The sequence below is a fragment of the Anabaena sp. 54 genome (genome assembly GCF_017355725.1).
Taxonomy (GTDB): domain Bacteria; phylum Cyanobacteriota; class Cyanobacteriia; order Cyanobacteriales; family Nostocaceae; genus Dolichospermum; species Dolichospermum heterosporum.
The window spans coordinates 23,361-36,414 of the sequence record NZ_JAAVWA010000027.1 but is presented as its reverse complement, the minus strand read 5'-3'; the positions used below and the strand labels follow the sequence as shown (position 1 = coordinate 36,414).

17 protein-coding genes and 2 tRNA genes are annotated in these 13,054 nt (G+C 37.9%); 12 read left to right on the top strand and 7 right to left on the bottom strand.

Going from position 1 to position 13,054, the window contains the following annotated elements; genetic code table 11:
- The first annotated feature begins 179 nt into the window (after positions 1-179).
- The 3 genes from HEQ36_RS19995 (at position 180) to HEQ36_RS19985 (ending at position 1,687) form a co-directional block, all read left to right on the top strand.
- Positions 180-956 carry a DUF6816 family protein gene (locus HEQ36_RS19995; RefSeq protein ID WP_168635858.1) on the top strand — a complete coding sequence of 259 codons (777 nt, stop codon included), beginning with the start codon at positions 180-182 and terminating at the stop codon, positions 954-956.
- 497 nt (positions 957-1,453) lie between these two features.
- Positions 1,454-1,536 (top strand) — tRNA-Tyr (locus tag HEQ36_RS19990).
- A 79-nt stretch (positions 1,537-1,615) separates the two neighbouring features.
- A tRNA-Thr gene (locus HEQ36_RS19985) sits at positions 1,616-1,687 on the top strand.
- 108 nt (positions 1,688-1,795) lie between these two features.
- Here HEQ36_RS19985 and HEQ36_RS19980 read toward each other — a convergent pair.
- From HEQ36_RS19980 to HEQ36_RS19960, 5 genes are all read right to left on the bottom strand, one after another.
- The gene (locus tag HEQ36_RS19980) at positions 1,796-2,398 is read right to left on the bottom strand and encodes a Uma2 family endonuclease (RefSeq protein WP_168635859.1); all 603 of its coding nucleotides are present in this window, start codon (positions 2,396-2,398) and stop codon (positions 1,796-1,798) included.
- A gap of 292 nt (positions 2,399-2,690) precedes the next feature.
- Positions 2,691-2,996, bottom strand: a complete 306-nt coding sequence (locus HEQ36_RS19975; RefSeq protein ID WP_233455454.1) for a hypothetical protein — start codon at positions 2,994-2,996, stop codon at positions 2,691-2,693.
- 354 nt (positions 2,997-3,350) lie between these two features.
- Entirely contained in the window at positions 3,351-5,411 is a 2,061-nt protein-coding gene (locus HEQ36_RS19970; RefSeq protein ID WP_168635860.1) for an SUMF1/EgtB/PvdO family nonheme iron enzyme, read from the bottom strand.
- Between the two features lie 6 nt (positions 5,412-5,417).
- On the bottom strand, positions 5,418-5,819 hold the full coding sequence (locus HEQ36_RS19965; protein WP_168635861.1) for a hypothetical protein: 402 nt from the start codon (positions 5,817-5,819) through the stop codon (positions 5,418-5,420).
- Positions 5,820-6,075: 256 nt separating this feature from the next.
- The gene (locus tag HEQ36_RS19960) at positions 6,076-6,135 is read right to left on the bottom strand and encodes a hypothetical protein (RefSeq protein ID WP_290708339.1); all 60 of its coding nucleotides are present in this window, start codon (positions 6,133-6,135) and stop codon (positions 6,076-6,078) included.
- Positions 6,136-6,830: 695 nt separating this feature from the next.
- On the opposite strand from HEQ36_RS19960, the gene HEQ36_RS19955 reads away from it, so the two are divergent.
- The 9 genes from HEQ36_RS19955 to HEQ36_RS19915 all read left to right on the top strand — a co-directional run bounded on the left by HEQ36_RS19955 (position 6,831) and on the right by HEQ36_RS19915 (position 10,262).
- Positions 6,831-7,019 carry a hypothetical protein gene (locus tag HEQ36_RS19955; RefSeq protein ID WP_168635862.1) on the top strand — a complete coding sequence of 63 codons (189 nt, stop codon included), beginning with the start codon at positions 6,831-6,833 and terminating at the stop codon, positions 7,017-7,019.
- Positions 7,020-7,270: 251 nt separating this feature from the next.
- Positions 7,271-7,444: a hypothetical protein gene (locus tag HEQ36_RS19950; protein ID WP_160170634.1), complete on the top strand. Its 174-nt coding sequence runs from the start codon at positions 7,271-7,273 to the stop codon at positions 7,442-7,444.
- A gap of 202 nt (positions 7,445-7,646) precedes the next feature.
- On the top strand, positions 7,647-7,931 hold the full coding sequence (locus tag HEQ36_RS19945; RefSeq protein ID WP_199308414.1) for a DUF4258 domain-containing protein: 285 nt from the start codon (positions 7,647-7,649) through the stop codon (positions 7,929-7,931).
- Positions 7,932-8,052: 121 nt separating this feature from the next.
- Positions 8,053-8,295, top strand: a complete 243-nt coding sequence (locus HEQ36_RS19940; RefSeq protein WP_027403088.1) for a YgiT-type zinc finger protein — start codon at positions 8,053-8,055, stop codon at positions 8,293-8,295.
- Positions 8,296-8,404: 109 nt separating this feature from the next.
- On the top strand, positions 8,405-8,644 hold the full coding sequence (locus HEQ36_RS19935; RefSeq protein WP_168635863.1) for a hypothetical protein: 240 nt from the start codon (positions 8,405-8,407) through the stop codon (positions 8,642-8,644).
- 107 nt (positions 8,645-8,751) lie between these two features.
- Entirely contained in the window at positions 8,752-9,129 is a 378-nt protein-coding gene (locus HEQ36_RS19930) for a hypothetical protein (RefSeq protein WP_168635864.1), read from the top strand.
- Positions 9,119-9,532 carry an HNH endonuclease signature motif containing protein gene (locus HEQ36_RS19925; RefSeq protein ID WP_168635865.1) on the top strand — a complete coding sequence of 138 codons (414 nt, stop codon included), beginning with the start codon at positions 9,119-9,121 and terminating at the stop codon, positions 9,530-9,532. The genes HEQ36_RS19930 and HEQ36_RS19925 overlap by 11 nt, the downstream gene beginning before the upstream one ends.
- A 67-nt stretch (positions 9,533-9,599) precedes the next feature.
- Complete coding sequence (locus tag HEQ36_RS19920) at positions 9,600-9,911, top strand: DUF433 domain-containing protein (protein ID WP_027403085.1); 312 nt, start codon at positions 9,600-9,602, stop codon at positions 9,909-9,911.
- Positions 9,912-10,262 carry a DUF5615 family PIN-like protein gene (locus tag HEQ36_RS19915; RefSeq protein ID WP_168635866.1) on the top strand — a complete coding sequence of 117 codons (351 nt, stop codon included), beginning with the start codon at positions 9,912-9,914 and terminating at the stop codon, positions 10,260-10,262.
- 148 nt (positions 10,263-10,410) lie between these two features.
- On the opposite strand, the gene HEQ36_RS19910 is transcribed toward HEQ36_RS19915, so the two are convergent.
- The gene (locus HEQ36_RS19910) at positions 10,411-11,358 is read right to left on the bottom strand and encodes a F0F1 ATP synthase subunit gamma (RefSeq protein ID WP_053540871.1); all 948 of its coding nucleotides are present in this window, start codon (positions 11,356-11,358) and stop codon (positions 10,411-10,413) included.
- Between the two features lie 103 nt (positions 11,359-11,461).
- Positions 11,462-12,982 carry a F0F1 ATP synthase subunit alpha gene (gene atpA, locus HEQ36_RS19905; RefSeq protein ID WP_039200455.1) on the bottom strand — a complete coding sequence of 507 codons (1,521 nt, stop codon included), beginning with the start codon at positions 12,980-12,982 and terminating at the stop codon, positions 11,462-11,464.
- Between the last annotated feature and the right edge of the window lie 72 nt (positions 12,983-13,054).

Here is a 13,054-nt window from a genome sequence, read left to right as displayed (position 1 = left end):
GGTTGATGTATCAAATATTTTTTACCCCTCCCTAACCCTCCCCTTGTAAAGGGGAGGGAACTGGATTTTTATTGTTTCCCCCCTTTCCCCTTGTAAAGGGGGGTAGCAATGTGATGAAAATTACGGAATACCACTTTTAAAACATCCTTTTAAATAAATTTAACTTTTAATTGTTGAATATGTTGATGAAAATAATTGTTAGTTTTTGCTTAATGCTTTTATTATTCTTAGGAAATAACGAAGCACAAGCTGGAGAATTAGCAGAACATTTAGCCAAATTCCCCCAATGGGAAAAATTAACATCAGTCAAACCAGCCAAAGGAGATTTAGTTTACCCTGACTGGATAGCTGGGACTTGGAAAGTTACCAGCACATTAGTAGATTTAGCCGCACCTTTAGCACCGGATATAGTGACACCAGGCTTTGAAGGTAATCGCAGTCAATTAAATCAACCAATTAGTTTTTTAGTTAAATTCATCAAAGTTAAACCAACTAATTCTGGGTTTAAAATTTTTGGTAACTTTCAAAATCAAGCATCAATATTAGTAGCTGACAGAGAATTTAATAGTTTAAATTTATCCAGAGCTTATTTAGGCGATGAGGCTGTATTATCATCCAAAGTAGATCCTCAATCTCCCAATCGGCAAATTACATTTTTGCGGGGTGAACGGCAATTAATTTCCATTATCAGCGATCGCGCCACCGAAATAACAGCAGATAATCAATTCATCACCACAGAAGTTTTCCAACAATTATTTAAAGGCAGTTCTCGTCCATATTTGAATACTGTAGAGTCAACCACAGCCTATCAAAAACTCTCCACACCCTCTCCAGCCATTACCGCAGATCAAGTAACCGCCGTCTACCTTTCACCCCAAGATCCCGATTATTTTACCGCAGGTTCTCGACCAGTGGCATTATATCGGTATCGCCTAGAATTTGTCCCCGCAAGCTGAACCTCGTAAATGGTACGAACTAATGGTGTCAACTTAGGCTACAGATGGCTTATTTGTTGGCTTCCACACCCACCCAAAAATGAATTTCCGGGCTAATAAGTAAAGTTTACTAAAGTAAACTGGGGATTTTTAGTCATCAACAGACAACTTTTGCTATTAGACTGGGAATATGGCTAACGCCACGCTACGCTATCATTCCCAGGCGGGCTATCGGTTTTACGTTAAGTTGACACCAATGGGTACGAACTAAGGGACTTCCAAATAAAAAAATACTCAACCACCTAACGCAAAAATCTCTCAAACCCTTATTCCTCTGTGTCCTCTGCGCCTCTGTGGTTCGTTAATCAGGATAATTTATTTCTTGGAAGTCCCTAATGGCGTAAACTTCTGAAACTAGCTGGGAGTAAAGGATTTAGACGTTATCAAAAAATATTTTCTCTAACCCCTTGCTAAATCCAGAGAGTGCTGCTATTATAGTTAAGCAGTGGGAAACAAACGGGTCGATGTCCGAGTGGTTAATGGAGACGGACTGTAAATCCGTTGGTTTACGCCTACGCTGGTTCAAATCCAGCTCGGCCCATATCCTACAAAGATTAAGAATTATAAATGCTGTACCATAAGTGTACAGCATTATAAGCCTTAATTTTGTTTCAGCTTTCGCCCGTGTGGCTCAGTGGTAGAGCACACCCTTGGTAAGGGTGAGGTCACGAGTTCAATCCTCGTCACGGGCTTTTTAAAATGACGAAAATTATCAATTTTGTTTTATAAACCAACTCCTTAAGCAACACGAAAACATGGAGTCTGTTGGGTTTAATCTTTTTTCTATCCAACCTACGATTCTATGGCATTATGTCATCTAATTTAAGTTTCAAATCTGGAAATAGAGGAGAAATTATCCTATCTCCTAAACGATATTTTTCTTGTTGATAGACACCATTAATTAATTGACCAATTGTTAATGTCGGTTGTTTAGGGTTGCCAATAAATTGAATTCCACCTAATGCCCGAAAGTCTACAATCCAATATTCTGGTATTTCTAAAAAAGCATATTCTTCTATTTTTCTGGCATAATCATCTTGCCAATTTGTACTCACAACTTCAGCAACTAATTTAATAGTATTTCCATGACAAATTATTGGTTCTTTTTGCCAAAGTGGTTCTTGATTAAGTTTTGCTTTGTCTAAGACAATTACATCTGGACGAAGTGCTGTAGCTTCAGCGGCGAAGGGTTTAATTAAGCAATTTTTGGGAATCAACCAGTTTAAATTATTATGAATAATCTCAGTGTAAATTCTCCCGGCAATATTTCCAGCAACTTCTTCATGGGGTCCTGTTGGTTCCATGTCTCTTAATTCTCCGTCAATTAGTTCATAGCGGGTATTGTCCCCATATTCAATTAAAAATTGCTCAAAGGTGAGTGGTTTTACTGGGGTATAGGTCATAATTTTAGATTGTTTCTCATGTTAGGTTTATTTTAACTAACTTTTGACTCATCTGCCTGTGATTCATCTCTAATATTAAAGTAGTGAAAAAGATGGTTCTTCGGTTAAATCTGATGCTTGTTGTAAATTAGAAATAACTAAGAGGATGTTTGAAAAGTTTTGAATGTATAAATTGACCCCTCTCCAAACCTCTCCCCGACGCGGGGAGAGGCTTTGAAAACCCCATTCCCTGGTAGGGAAGGGGGGCAGGGGGGTTAGGTTTTTGGAAATTATGGGTTTCATCTGATACTTTTCAAACAACCTCTAAGGTTATATATCCAGAATTTGCGGCTTGTTGACTGACATAGTTTTCATATTCCCGGCGTAATTCTGGCGCAAACATAAATAATAATTGATCACGTAAGGAATAAAAATGAGATTTTTCGGCTATGTTTTCGTAGCTGATTTGTTCTGGTGGTATTTCTGAATTAGTTATGGTTTGGGTAGTTTCTGAATTATGAAAATCAGCACTATTTAAAAGTTTTAATTCTGCTGGAGGTAGAGATTTTACCCAATCTATACTCAAAACGGCTAGAAGCTGGACTTTTTTATCATACAAAGAACAAGGTTCAAAGCCTCTCCAGTATTAAATATTATTCCTTTTCCCTCTCCTCTTAGGAGAGGGTTAGGGAGAGGTGCAAAGGAGAGGTTTACCAGAGGGGTTTCATATTTGGTTCAACTATGAACAGTTTGCAGTATACATGATTTTGCCATGCGATGATCACTAAATCATGATGATGAATGCGGGTAAGTTCAGGAAAGAGAAAATCAAGTTCGTCGTAGCATTCACATTTATAAAAGTCAAACTAACCGCTTTTTCAAATAAAAATTTTTAGATCGCTCCGTTCCACTACGCTATTAAGGGGAAAGAAAAGAAGGAAAAAGGGCAAAAGCGCAATAGTGCAAAGGGCTACTAAGTCCTCGCCGCACCACTACATACAACCCGAAAACCAATATCGTAGTAGTAGCTATCGAGGAGGTAGCTGAAGCGATAAGCAGAACGGCAATTCTCAGGACCGCTGCCCCACGAACCACCGCGCAGCAACTTTCTCTTAACGCTTTGACTTGTCCAAACATTACCATCTTTAGGCGCATCTATATAATTATCATGCCAATCGTCTTGACACCATTCCCAGACATTCCCGTGCATATCGTACAAACCAAAAGCATTAGGAGGAAAACTACCTACATCTATTGTTTGTTCAAGATATTTACCTTTTGGCTCAGAAGCATAGGTGTAAGTTCCATTATAATTAGCTAAGTCAGTTGTAATCGTTTCCCCAAAATGAAAGGGTGTAGTCGTCCCCGCACGACAAGCATATTCCCATTCTGCTTCGCTGGGTAGACGATATTCCCGTCCTGTCTTTTCACTCAACTTTTGACAAAACTCTACAGCATTATTCCAAGACACTTGTTCTACAGGACGTTTTGCTCCTTTTTCGGTAAAATGAGAAGGATTGTTACCCATGATTTGTTGGTACTGCTCTTGAGTCACAACAAATTTACCCATAGAAAAAGCAGGTACATTTACCTCATGTTGTGGACTTTCACTTTCATACCTACCTTTTTCTGATTCTGGTGAACCCATTTTAAAAGAACCACCAGGGATTTGTACCATATCCAGGGTGATATTATTCCCCAAATCTTCTTTAAGATATTTAGCTTGGTGATTCTCTTTATTAACTATTTTCCCTGTTTTGTCAACTGTTACCGTTAGAAAGTCAGATGTTAATAATTCAGGTTTAGGTATAGTTCCAGGGATAGTTGTTATCTTAAATATCTCCTTCAATCCAAAAGCTGTTAATAAACCTGTACCTCCTAAACCAATATAGGTTAAAAATTGTCTGCGATTTTTTATTAAATATAGGAAAATTAATCCTCCATGTGGGTACTTTAATGATTTAATTTCAGCAGTTACCTCCTCTCCAATTCTTGAAGAATTAGCATTATTTTCTTCAATCTTTTCAGCAAGTTCAAGTATCTGTGTAGATGACATAGTATCCCCACTTCTAGATGAACCAGGAGATTCAGAATTACCAACAGGTTGAGAAATTGGTAATGGTGTTGAATTATTCTTTTTAATTGCAATTCTTTGAATAGCCGATATTGCATCTAAATCAGCACGGGACACACCTAAAACTCTAATCCATATTTGTTCTGCTAACTCAAAATTTCCAGCATTTTCCGATAAAGATGCCTGTAATTTTAATGATTCAACATCTTTAAGCGTAGCAGATTGCTCTAACAAAATATAATACATTTTATATGGCGGTTCTGCCTTGAGATAAGGATTTTGAATTGGTTTCTGATATTTAATATTTAATTGAGGAACGAAAGAATTAATATATCTATCTAATCGTTCCACAGTGGCACAATTAGCTTCACCATGTAATCTTAAACCTGTTAATAGTGTGTGTGTAAATGAACCATGTTGTAATTCGGCAATTTCCCAAGATTTTTCGTTAGCAGCACAGGAATAAAAAGTAATTACTCCTTGATGCTTTTCTTCACCTATTCCTAAACCGCTACGACTACTTTCTTCTCGACAGGCATCTAATAACAAAACTACATTATCAGCACGACTACGACGCAATCTTTCAGTAATGTATTCAACGGAAATAGCTGTCTGTTCAATAGCACCAGGATCACTATCTGCAAGCATTAAATAATCTTTGTCAGCATGACGCATACCATGTCCAGCGAAAAAGAACCATAAATTATCTTCTGGTTTTAATAGAGGTTGTTCAAATTGTGCTTGCAAAAATCGCCGCACTCGTCCGTAAATTGGTTGAGTGGGAATTGGTGTATTAGCGGAAATGGGTGGAGAGTCCGCTGTAAACAAAAACACCTGATCAAATTTGGCTTCTTCCCGAAACCAAGCGGCCATTGCTTCTGCGTCCCGTTTAGCAAAGTTTAGGGGTTGCAGGTTGTCATATTGATTAATGCCAATACTAATTGCCCAATTCTTACCCATTTTAATCTATGATTGTCGCTTGAATTTAAATGTCAGACTACCTTTACCGCCTACTTTTCCCCCTGTTCCGAATAAACTCAGTTGTCCTTCCCCATTGACTTCTACAGAAACTTCCACTTCGTCTAGGCGGATTTTAGAGTCATTGGTATCAGCTTCATCTAAACATTCTCGCATAGCTTGTATAAATCCCCTCATTTCCTGCTTGAGTTTTGTTACCTCAACTTTACGCCTAGTAATTACTACTTTGTCTTTTTCTTTAGTGACTATTATTTGTTCCTCAGTAGTTTTACTTCCCAATAATCCACCTGTATCATGACTACCTCTAGCGCCAATAGTCGTCGTTGAGGTTTCTGCCACTTCTTCTGTAATAATCCATAAGCTGTCTGGGGTAGGAAATTCTGCTGACATAAAATTTACTGCTTATTACCATCTACACGGAAGATAATACTATTTTCAAGGTAATACGTCAATATAAACCTGATCCAGTTACAATTTTCGGTAAATCAAACAGAAGCCGGGAATATTTACCACACCTCCAGATCCCCGACTTCTGTTTTCAATCTTATTTATAAACGATTAATTTATGCTAGAAGTCGGGGATCTTAAAACCCACGAAAAAATCCCCAATTTTTAACATTAATTGCTAATTTACTCAAAGTATTTATTATCCCACCGCAAAACCCGTAAATTGCCGTTTATAACGAGCATGAAATCCTAAAACAATATCTTCTTTAGTGCTAATATTTCATCTATTGTTACATTATCTAACCATTGATGACGTTCTTCTGTATAGTCTCCACTACCACTATCAAATTGACGAATAAATCTGATAGCGTTAACATATCCTAAAGCATCTAAGTAGGTTAGCCTTGAAAATCGTCGTTATGGCAAGGCAAGAGGCACTCATGCAAGAGGCAAGAGTGAAGAGGGTTTGGGCGATTTTACTTTTCTTTACACAGATTGGTTTTATTGTGTTCACCTACTTACGAGAGATTTAAATCCTTTCCTATATAGTTCAATTGGGGTCATTTTCTCCTTCTTGTACAATATTATTGGTAGCTTCTGCTAACCAGATCATTGGATTAGCAACTATTATATTTATAACAGATGACTTATCTGATTTGCTTCTTAACCCACCTGTAACTGAAGTTACAGGCTAATAGCTAAAGTTTACTAAAGTAAACTCAAAAAATCTTTAATTTTTTGGTTATTCAGTCATCTTCAGATGACTTTTGCTATGAGACTGGGAATTCATTCCCAGTTGGAATATCGGTTTTACGTTAAGTTGACAGTAATGGGTATATCTATAACTATAACTAGTGGTCTGTCAAATTTCTATTTATGGATGAGGTTTACAGTTAATAGCCTCTCTATTTTCCCTCAATCTCACAATTTTTAGCTTGACAGACCACTAGCTTTATGAAATTATCTCAAAAATTTACTTCTTTAACCAACATGAAAACATCAACCGACAGACAACGCACCCTAGAAATGGCTTGTATTTCTCAACTCGCTTACGTCGCCTATAAACAAGGAAATGACATAGCTAGAGATATCCTAAAGCGCTTACAATTGCCATTAGCAACACTTGATAATCGGTTAGCATAAGCAGCGGTTCGCCGTGGTGTTAGTCTGATTCTTGATAAAGAATAAACCTGTTATAAGGAATTACAAAAATATCTGCGTTTAATTATTACTTCTTGTACCTTTGGATCGGAACTCACGCAGAATATGACAGGCTCATTGGCTCATTGGTAAGCTTTAACCAGCAGTCCAGCCGATCTTGTAGTGCGATCGCTTTTTTTAGGCTGCGTGATCAGAAGGTACAGCACTCTTTAAAATTTATTTGGTGACTAATTATGACTAAACCCAAAATTCTCCAAGAAGAACGCGAATATACATTTCGTTCCTATTTTGAAATGACCTATCCACCACGAAGAAATTTTAATAAGCAACTAATTTTGGCGTTGCTGAAACCAGGTATGAATTTAGGTGTAGAGACGTTCCATGGAACGTCTCTACAAGGGTTTTGAAATCATCAAAAATCATTTTCATACCTCAAATCAGCAACGCCCTAATTTTGAGAGTGCGATCGCTTTTTAGCTGTGAAGTGTGAAGAGCGATCACTTGCTATCTGACGGCAAAAATCATACATCCTATAACCACAAATTTGACTAAAGCGTGTTACAATTAAAACTATATACTAATTAATTTTATATTTACTTACCCTAATTTATGATTAACAATATTATTACTGCAATTAACTCGAATCAAGTAATTGTTCGTCGTCATGCAAGAGAAAGAGCAGAGGAGCGTAACTTATTCATAGACGAAATTAATTTTTCTGTCACTCAAGGAGGAGAGATAATCGAAGATTATCCAAGTGATACCCCCTATCCTAGTTGCTTGATTCATGGACTCAATGGGAAAGGTGATCCTATTCATAGTGTGTGGGCATATAATAAAGATACTGGGTTCGCAGTGCTAATTACTGTCTATTGTCCTGATCCAACCAAATAAATGGATTAATTGGCGGATTAGAAAAAAAGACTGAAAATCTAAATCAAACTAAATTACTATCTTAGATAGGACTGTCTAAGTCTTATCTAGTAATAGTTCCAATATATAGGAGTCAATAATTATGCTTCCCATTGATAAATGTGTTGTTTGTAATGGCAACTTATTAGAAACTAACGTTACAGAAATTATCAAAGGTGGTGGTAACACCGCAACATTAAAAGTTAAGGCTTTAGTTTGTCAAAATTGTGGAGAGCGTTTTTATCATGCAGATACAATCAGAAGATTTGAAACTATTAAACTTAAATTAGAAAAACAAGAAACACAAGACTTAATTCCAGTAGGACAATCTTTTGAAGTTGCATGATCATTAAATTAACATAAATGATGACGATCTCAGAGTTGAAATATCAACGCTATCATAACTGCTTTGAGTATTGTAAAATGTTTAGATAACCTTTAGAGGAGGTTGGAAAATGACATTACAAGAAATAATTAAATCTCTGGATGATTTATCTGTGGAAGATAAAACTTCTCTGTTTAATGTACTTGAATCTCAGTTATCACAAATAAAGGAACAGGTACAGGCAAAACCGTTACAAAATAAGGGAGATAGCTTTTGGCAAGGGGTTTTAAGATTTCGAGAAACAATTGAAAGAGAAGGAATTGAATTTACAGATGAAGATTTTGCAAATCTTAGAGATCCTAGTCCATGACGGGAGATAGAACTGTGAGTTTTCGTTTTCTTTTAGACACTAATATTATTTCGGGAATTTTCACGCTAACCTATAAATAAACAATAAACATACCATCCCTAACGAAAATGGCACAATTAACAATTCAAGTACCGGATGAACTAGCAAACCGCTTACAACCCATATTACATCGTCTTCCAGAATTGCTTTCACAATTGATAGAAACACATACACCAGAAACATTAGAATTCACTAATTCTAGTGATACTGCTAACACTTATACTGAGGTTTTAGACTTTTTAATTAAACAACCAACACCGGAACAAATAGCTAAATTTAAAGTTTCAACCCAAGCACAAACACGGTTAGAAGACTTATTAGAAAAAAACCGTATGGGGACAATTTCCAAAGCAGAAAATAGCGAATTAGATATTTATGAACAGCTAGATCAATTAATGATTTTACTTAAAGCTAGAGCTTACAGCGTAATTAAAAATGACAAATAATGCCATTTCTTTTAGTCTACGTCAATTAGTCATTGAACGCGCTCAAGGACGTTGTGAATATTGTTTAATTCATCAAGATTTTTCTATTTACACCCACGAAATTGATCATATTATTGCTGTTAAACATGGAGGTCAAACTTTATCAGAAAATCTGGCTTTATCTTGTTTACCTTGTAATCGTCATAAAGGATCTGATTTTGCTACTCTTGATCCCAATAATGGGGAAATTATTCGCTTATTTAATCCTCGGTTACAAGTTTGGGATGAACATTTTACATTAAAAAATGCCGAAATTATTGGTATTACTGATATTGGTCAAGCTACATCACGTTTATTGATGTTTAATACTTCAAGCAGAATGCGATCGCGTAAATCATTAATTGATCAAAATTTGTACCCATGACTGGCTGACTATAACTGCTGATTCTATCATACTATAAACATATAGCAACCTAGCTAGATAAAATAATATGTTAACCCTCAATTACCCACATATCGTTAAAAACGATCATCAGTCAGCAAGATTACAGCGTTTACCGAGAATTAGAGTAGCGCAAATTGTCATGGATTATCTTGCTTATGGTTGGTCAGTAGAGGAAATGTGCCGTCAACATCCTTATTTAACATATAGTGAAGCTCATGCTACTATGGGTTATTACTTCGACCACCAAGAAGAGATTGACCAAGAAATTAAACAAGAATGGGAACAAGTACAGGAAAGTATTAAGGAATCAGTACCATCCCCTTTTTACAGCAGAATGAAAGCGAAAGGACTGTTGTAAATGCCTATTGCCTTATATATGGATGTTCATGTGCCTCAAGCTATTACATCACAATTGTGCCGTCGTGGTGTAGATGTATTAACTGCCTTTGATGATGAAACCCAAGAACTTCCTGATGATAAATTATTAGAAAGAGTGACTGAACTAAAACGAGTCCTGTTTACTCAAGATATCCGTTTTCGCGTATTAGCTGAAACTTGGCAAATAGAAGGAAAACAATTTTCAGGATTAATTTTTGGACATCAATTAGGTGGCACAATTGGTCAATTTGTTAAAGATTTAGAATTTATTGCTCAGGCTTCTGAAATTGACGAATGGATGAATGTAGTTGAATATGTTCCTTTCAAATAATCTAATATGAAGAAAAATATCATGAATTATCACATCATCATTAACTTTACCAATAAAAATAGAGTATAAATTGAAGTTCAATAATTATTAATAATTGATGATTGGCCATAGTTCATTTTACAACTACCTCCAATCACCAATCACCAAATTAAGTAAGCGCTTCCGCACCACCGACAACTTCCAGAAGTTCCTGGGTAATTGCGGCTTGACGAGCTTTGTTGTAAGACAAAGATAGACTTTTAATCAACTCACCGGCGTTTTCGCTGGCGTTACTCATTGCTGTCATCCGTGCGGCTAGTTCACTAGCTGCTGATTCTTGTAATGCTCTTAATAGCTGATTGCTCAGATATAATGGCAACAAAGAATCCAGAATTTGCACTGGATCTTGTTCAAAAATCATGTCACTAGGTAAAGCCGTCACTGTACTAGCTACCTTTTCCCGTTCCACTTGGAATTGACCACCACGAGTAGTTAAACGGAAAACTTCATCATCCGCTGCTTCTAAACCTTGGGTATCCAAAGGTAGAAGGGTTTGGATGACGGGACGGGAACTAACTAAGGAGACAAATTTTGTATAAACTAGCTCAATCCGGTCTACTTTTTCCGAAAGGAAGAGAGAAAGTAGTTCATCAGCAATATTTGTAGCTTCTGCGGCGGTAGGAATTTGTTCTAAACCGCTGTAGGTAGCATCAATAGGTTGATTCCGGCGTTGGAAGTATTGAGTAGCTTTGCGTCCAACCAATACATAAGTATAGTTTACGCCTTCAGCTTGGAGTTCCTTAGCACGATTTTCGGCACGACGGATCACGTTACCGTTGTAACCACCACATAAACCCCGATCGCCGGAAATTACCAACAAACCTACTGTTTTAACTTCGCGTTTTTTCAGTAGGGGTAGGTTAACATCTTCAAACCGCAGTCTGGTTTGCAAGCCAAATAATACTTGAGCTAAACGGTCTGCAAAGGGACGGGTGGCAATTACCTGTTCTTGAGCGCGACGGACACGCGCCGCAGCTACTAGCCGCATGGCTTCGGTAATTTTTTTGGTGTTTTTGACCGACTGAATGCGATCGCGTATTGATTTGAGATTAGCCATAATTTTTAGGTCATTGGTAATTGGTAATTGGTAATTGGTAATTGGTAATTGGGTAAAAGTTATTGCTATTACCTATTACCCACTACCTATTACCTGTTACCTGTTACGCTGCTGCTTGGAAGGTCTTTTTGAACTCAGTGAGAGCGGCTTTCAAAGCTACTTCTTCTGTATCACCAAGGGCTTTGCTACCTTGTACGCCTTGGTAATAGGCAGTGTTAACATTTTTCAGATAATCACGTAAACCCTTAGCAAAGGTAGTTACTTTATTAACTGCAATGTCATCTAAATAACCGTTAATACCAGCGTAAAGAACTGCTACTTGTTCAGCTACGGAGAGAGGATCGTTTTGGGGCTGTTTTAAGAGTTCCCGTAAACGCACACCACGCGCCAACTGATCTTGGGTGGCTTTGTCTAAATCAGAAGCGAATTGAGCGAAAGCTTGTAAGTCGTCAAATTGCGCCAATTCTAGTTTAATCTTACCGGCAACTTTCTTCATTGCCTTGGTTTGAGCCGCAGAACCTACACGGGATACAGAGATACCGGGGTTTACAGCGGGACGGATACCAGAGTTAAACAAGTCAGAAGACAAGAAAATCTGACCGTCGGTAATAGAAATTACGTTGGTAGGAATGTATGCAGATACGTCACCAGCTTGGGTTTCAATGATAGGTAATGCAGTCATGCTACCTTTACCTAATTCATCGCTGAGTTTAGCAGCACGTTCCAACAAGCGAGAGTGAATGTAGAATACGTCTCCAGGATACGCTTCCCGACCGGGTGGACGACGGAGGAGCAAGGACATTTGGCGATAAGCCTGGGCTTGCTTAGAAAGGTCATCATAGATGATTAAGGTCGCTTTGCCTTTGTACATGAAATACTCGGCAATACTAGCACCTGTGTAGGGAGCGAGGAATTGCAGGGTAGCTGGGTCACTGGCGTTAGCTGCGACAACTACTGTATAGTCCATCGCGCCTTTTTCTTGTAAGGTTTGGACTACGTTAGCAACGGTGGAAGCTTTTTGACCGATAGCTACGTAAACGCAAACGACATCTTCACCTTTTTGGTTAATGATGGTGTCAATAGCGATCGCTGTCTTACCAGTTTGACGGTCACCAATAATTAATTCCCGTTGACCACGGCCTACAGGAATCATGGAGTCAATAGCGGTAATCCCTGTTTGCATCGGTTCATGTACAGACCGACGGGCAATAATCCCAGGGGCTGGGGATTCAATTAACCGAGTTTCAGTAGTCTTAGGATCACCTTTACCATCAATAGGACGACCCAAAGCATCAACAACTCGACCAATGAGAGCGTCACCTACGCCTACTTGGGCAATTCTACCAGTAGCGGTTACAGAGCTACCTTCTTGAATACTCCGACCTTCGCCCATCAGTACCGCACCAACGTTATCTTCTTCTAAGTTTTGGGCGATACCAATTGTACCATCTTCAAATTCCAGGAGTTCCCCAGCCATAGCTTTTTCCAAGCCATAAATCCGGGCAATACCGTCACCAACTTGTAGCACTGTACCAACGTTAGCAACTTTAACCTCTTGGTCATATTGCTCGATTTGTTGTTGGATGATGCTGCTGATTTCGTCAGGTCTAATGGAAATACTCATTTGTCAGTTGTCAGTTGTTAGTTGTTAGTTGTCCGTTGTCAGTTGTCAGTTGTTTTTTATGAGCTATTGACC

Bases quoted from the DNA above. Each gene is read 5' to 3' on its own strand.
- HEQ36_RS19930 (WP_168635864.1), top strand. From the start codon at position 8,752: ATGGCACAATTAACAATTCAAGTACCGGATGAACTAGCAAACCGCTTA.
- HEQ36_RS19955 (WP_168635862.1), top strand. From the start codon at position 6,831: ATGAAATTATCTCAAAAATTTACTTCTTTAACCAACATGAAAACATCA.
- HEQ36_RS19950 (WP_160170634.1), top strand. From the start codon at position 7,271: ATGACTAAACCCAAAATTCTCCAAGAAGAACGCGAATATACATTTCGT.
- HEQ36_RS19935 (WP_168635863.1), top strand. From the start codon at position 8,405: ATGACATTACAAGAAATAATTAAATCTCTGGATGATTTATCTGTGGAA.
- HEQ36_RS19910 (WP_053540871.1), bottom strand. From the start codon at position 11,358: ATGGCTAATCTCAAATCAATACGCGATCGCATTCAGTCGGTCAAAAAC.
- atpA (WP_039200455.1), bottom strand. From the start codon at position 12,982: ATGAGTATTTCCATTAGACCTGACGAAATCAGCAGCATCATCCAACAA.
- HEQ36_RS19920 (WP_027403085.1), top strand. From the start codon at position 9,600: ATGTTAACCCTCAATTACCCACATATCGTTAAAAACGATCATCAGTCA.
- HEQ36_RS19940 (WP_027403088.1), top strand. From the start codon at position 8,053: ATGCTTCCCATTGATAAATGTGTTGTTTGTAATGGCAACTTATTAGAA.
- HEQ36_RS19995 (WP_168635858.1), top strand. From the start codon at position 180: ATGTTGATGAAAATAATTGTTAGTTTTTGCTTAATGCTTTTATTATTC.
- HEQ36_RS19965 (WP_168635861.1), bottom strand. From the start codon at position 5,819: ATGTCAGCAGAATTTCCTACCCCAGACAGCTTATGGATTATTACAGAA.
- HEQ36_RS19925 (WP_168635865.1), top strand. From the start codon at position 9,119: ATGACAAATAATGCCATTTCTTTTAGTCTACGTCAATTAGTCATTGAA.
- HEQ36_RS19980 (WP_168635859.1), bottom strand. From the start codon at position 2,398: ATGACCTATACCCCAGTAAAACCACTCACCTTTGAGCAATTTTTAATT.
- HEQ36_RS19945 (WP_199308414.1), top strand. From the start codon at position 7,647: ATGATTAACAATATTATTACTGCAATTAACTCGAATCAAGTAATTGTT.
- HEQ36_RS19915 (WP_168635866.1), top strand. From the start codon at position 9,912: ATGCCTATTGCCTTATATATGGATGTTCATGTGCCTCAAGCTATTACA.
- HEQ36_RS19970 (WP_168635860.1), bottom strand. From the start codon at position 5,411: ATGGGTAAGAATTGGGCAATTAGTATTGGCATTAATCAATATGACAAC.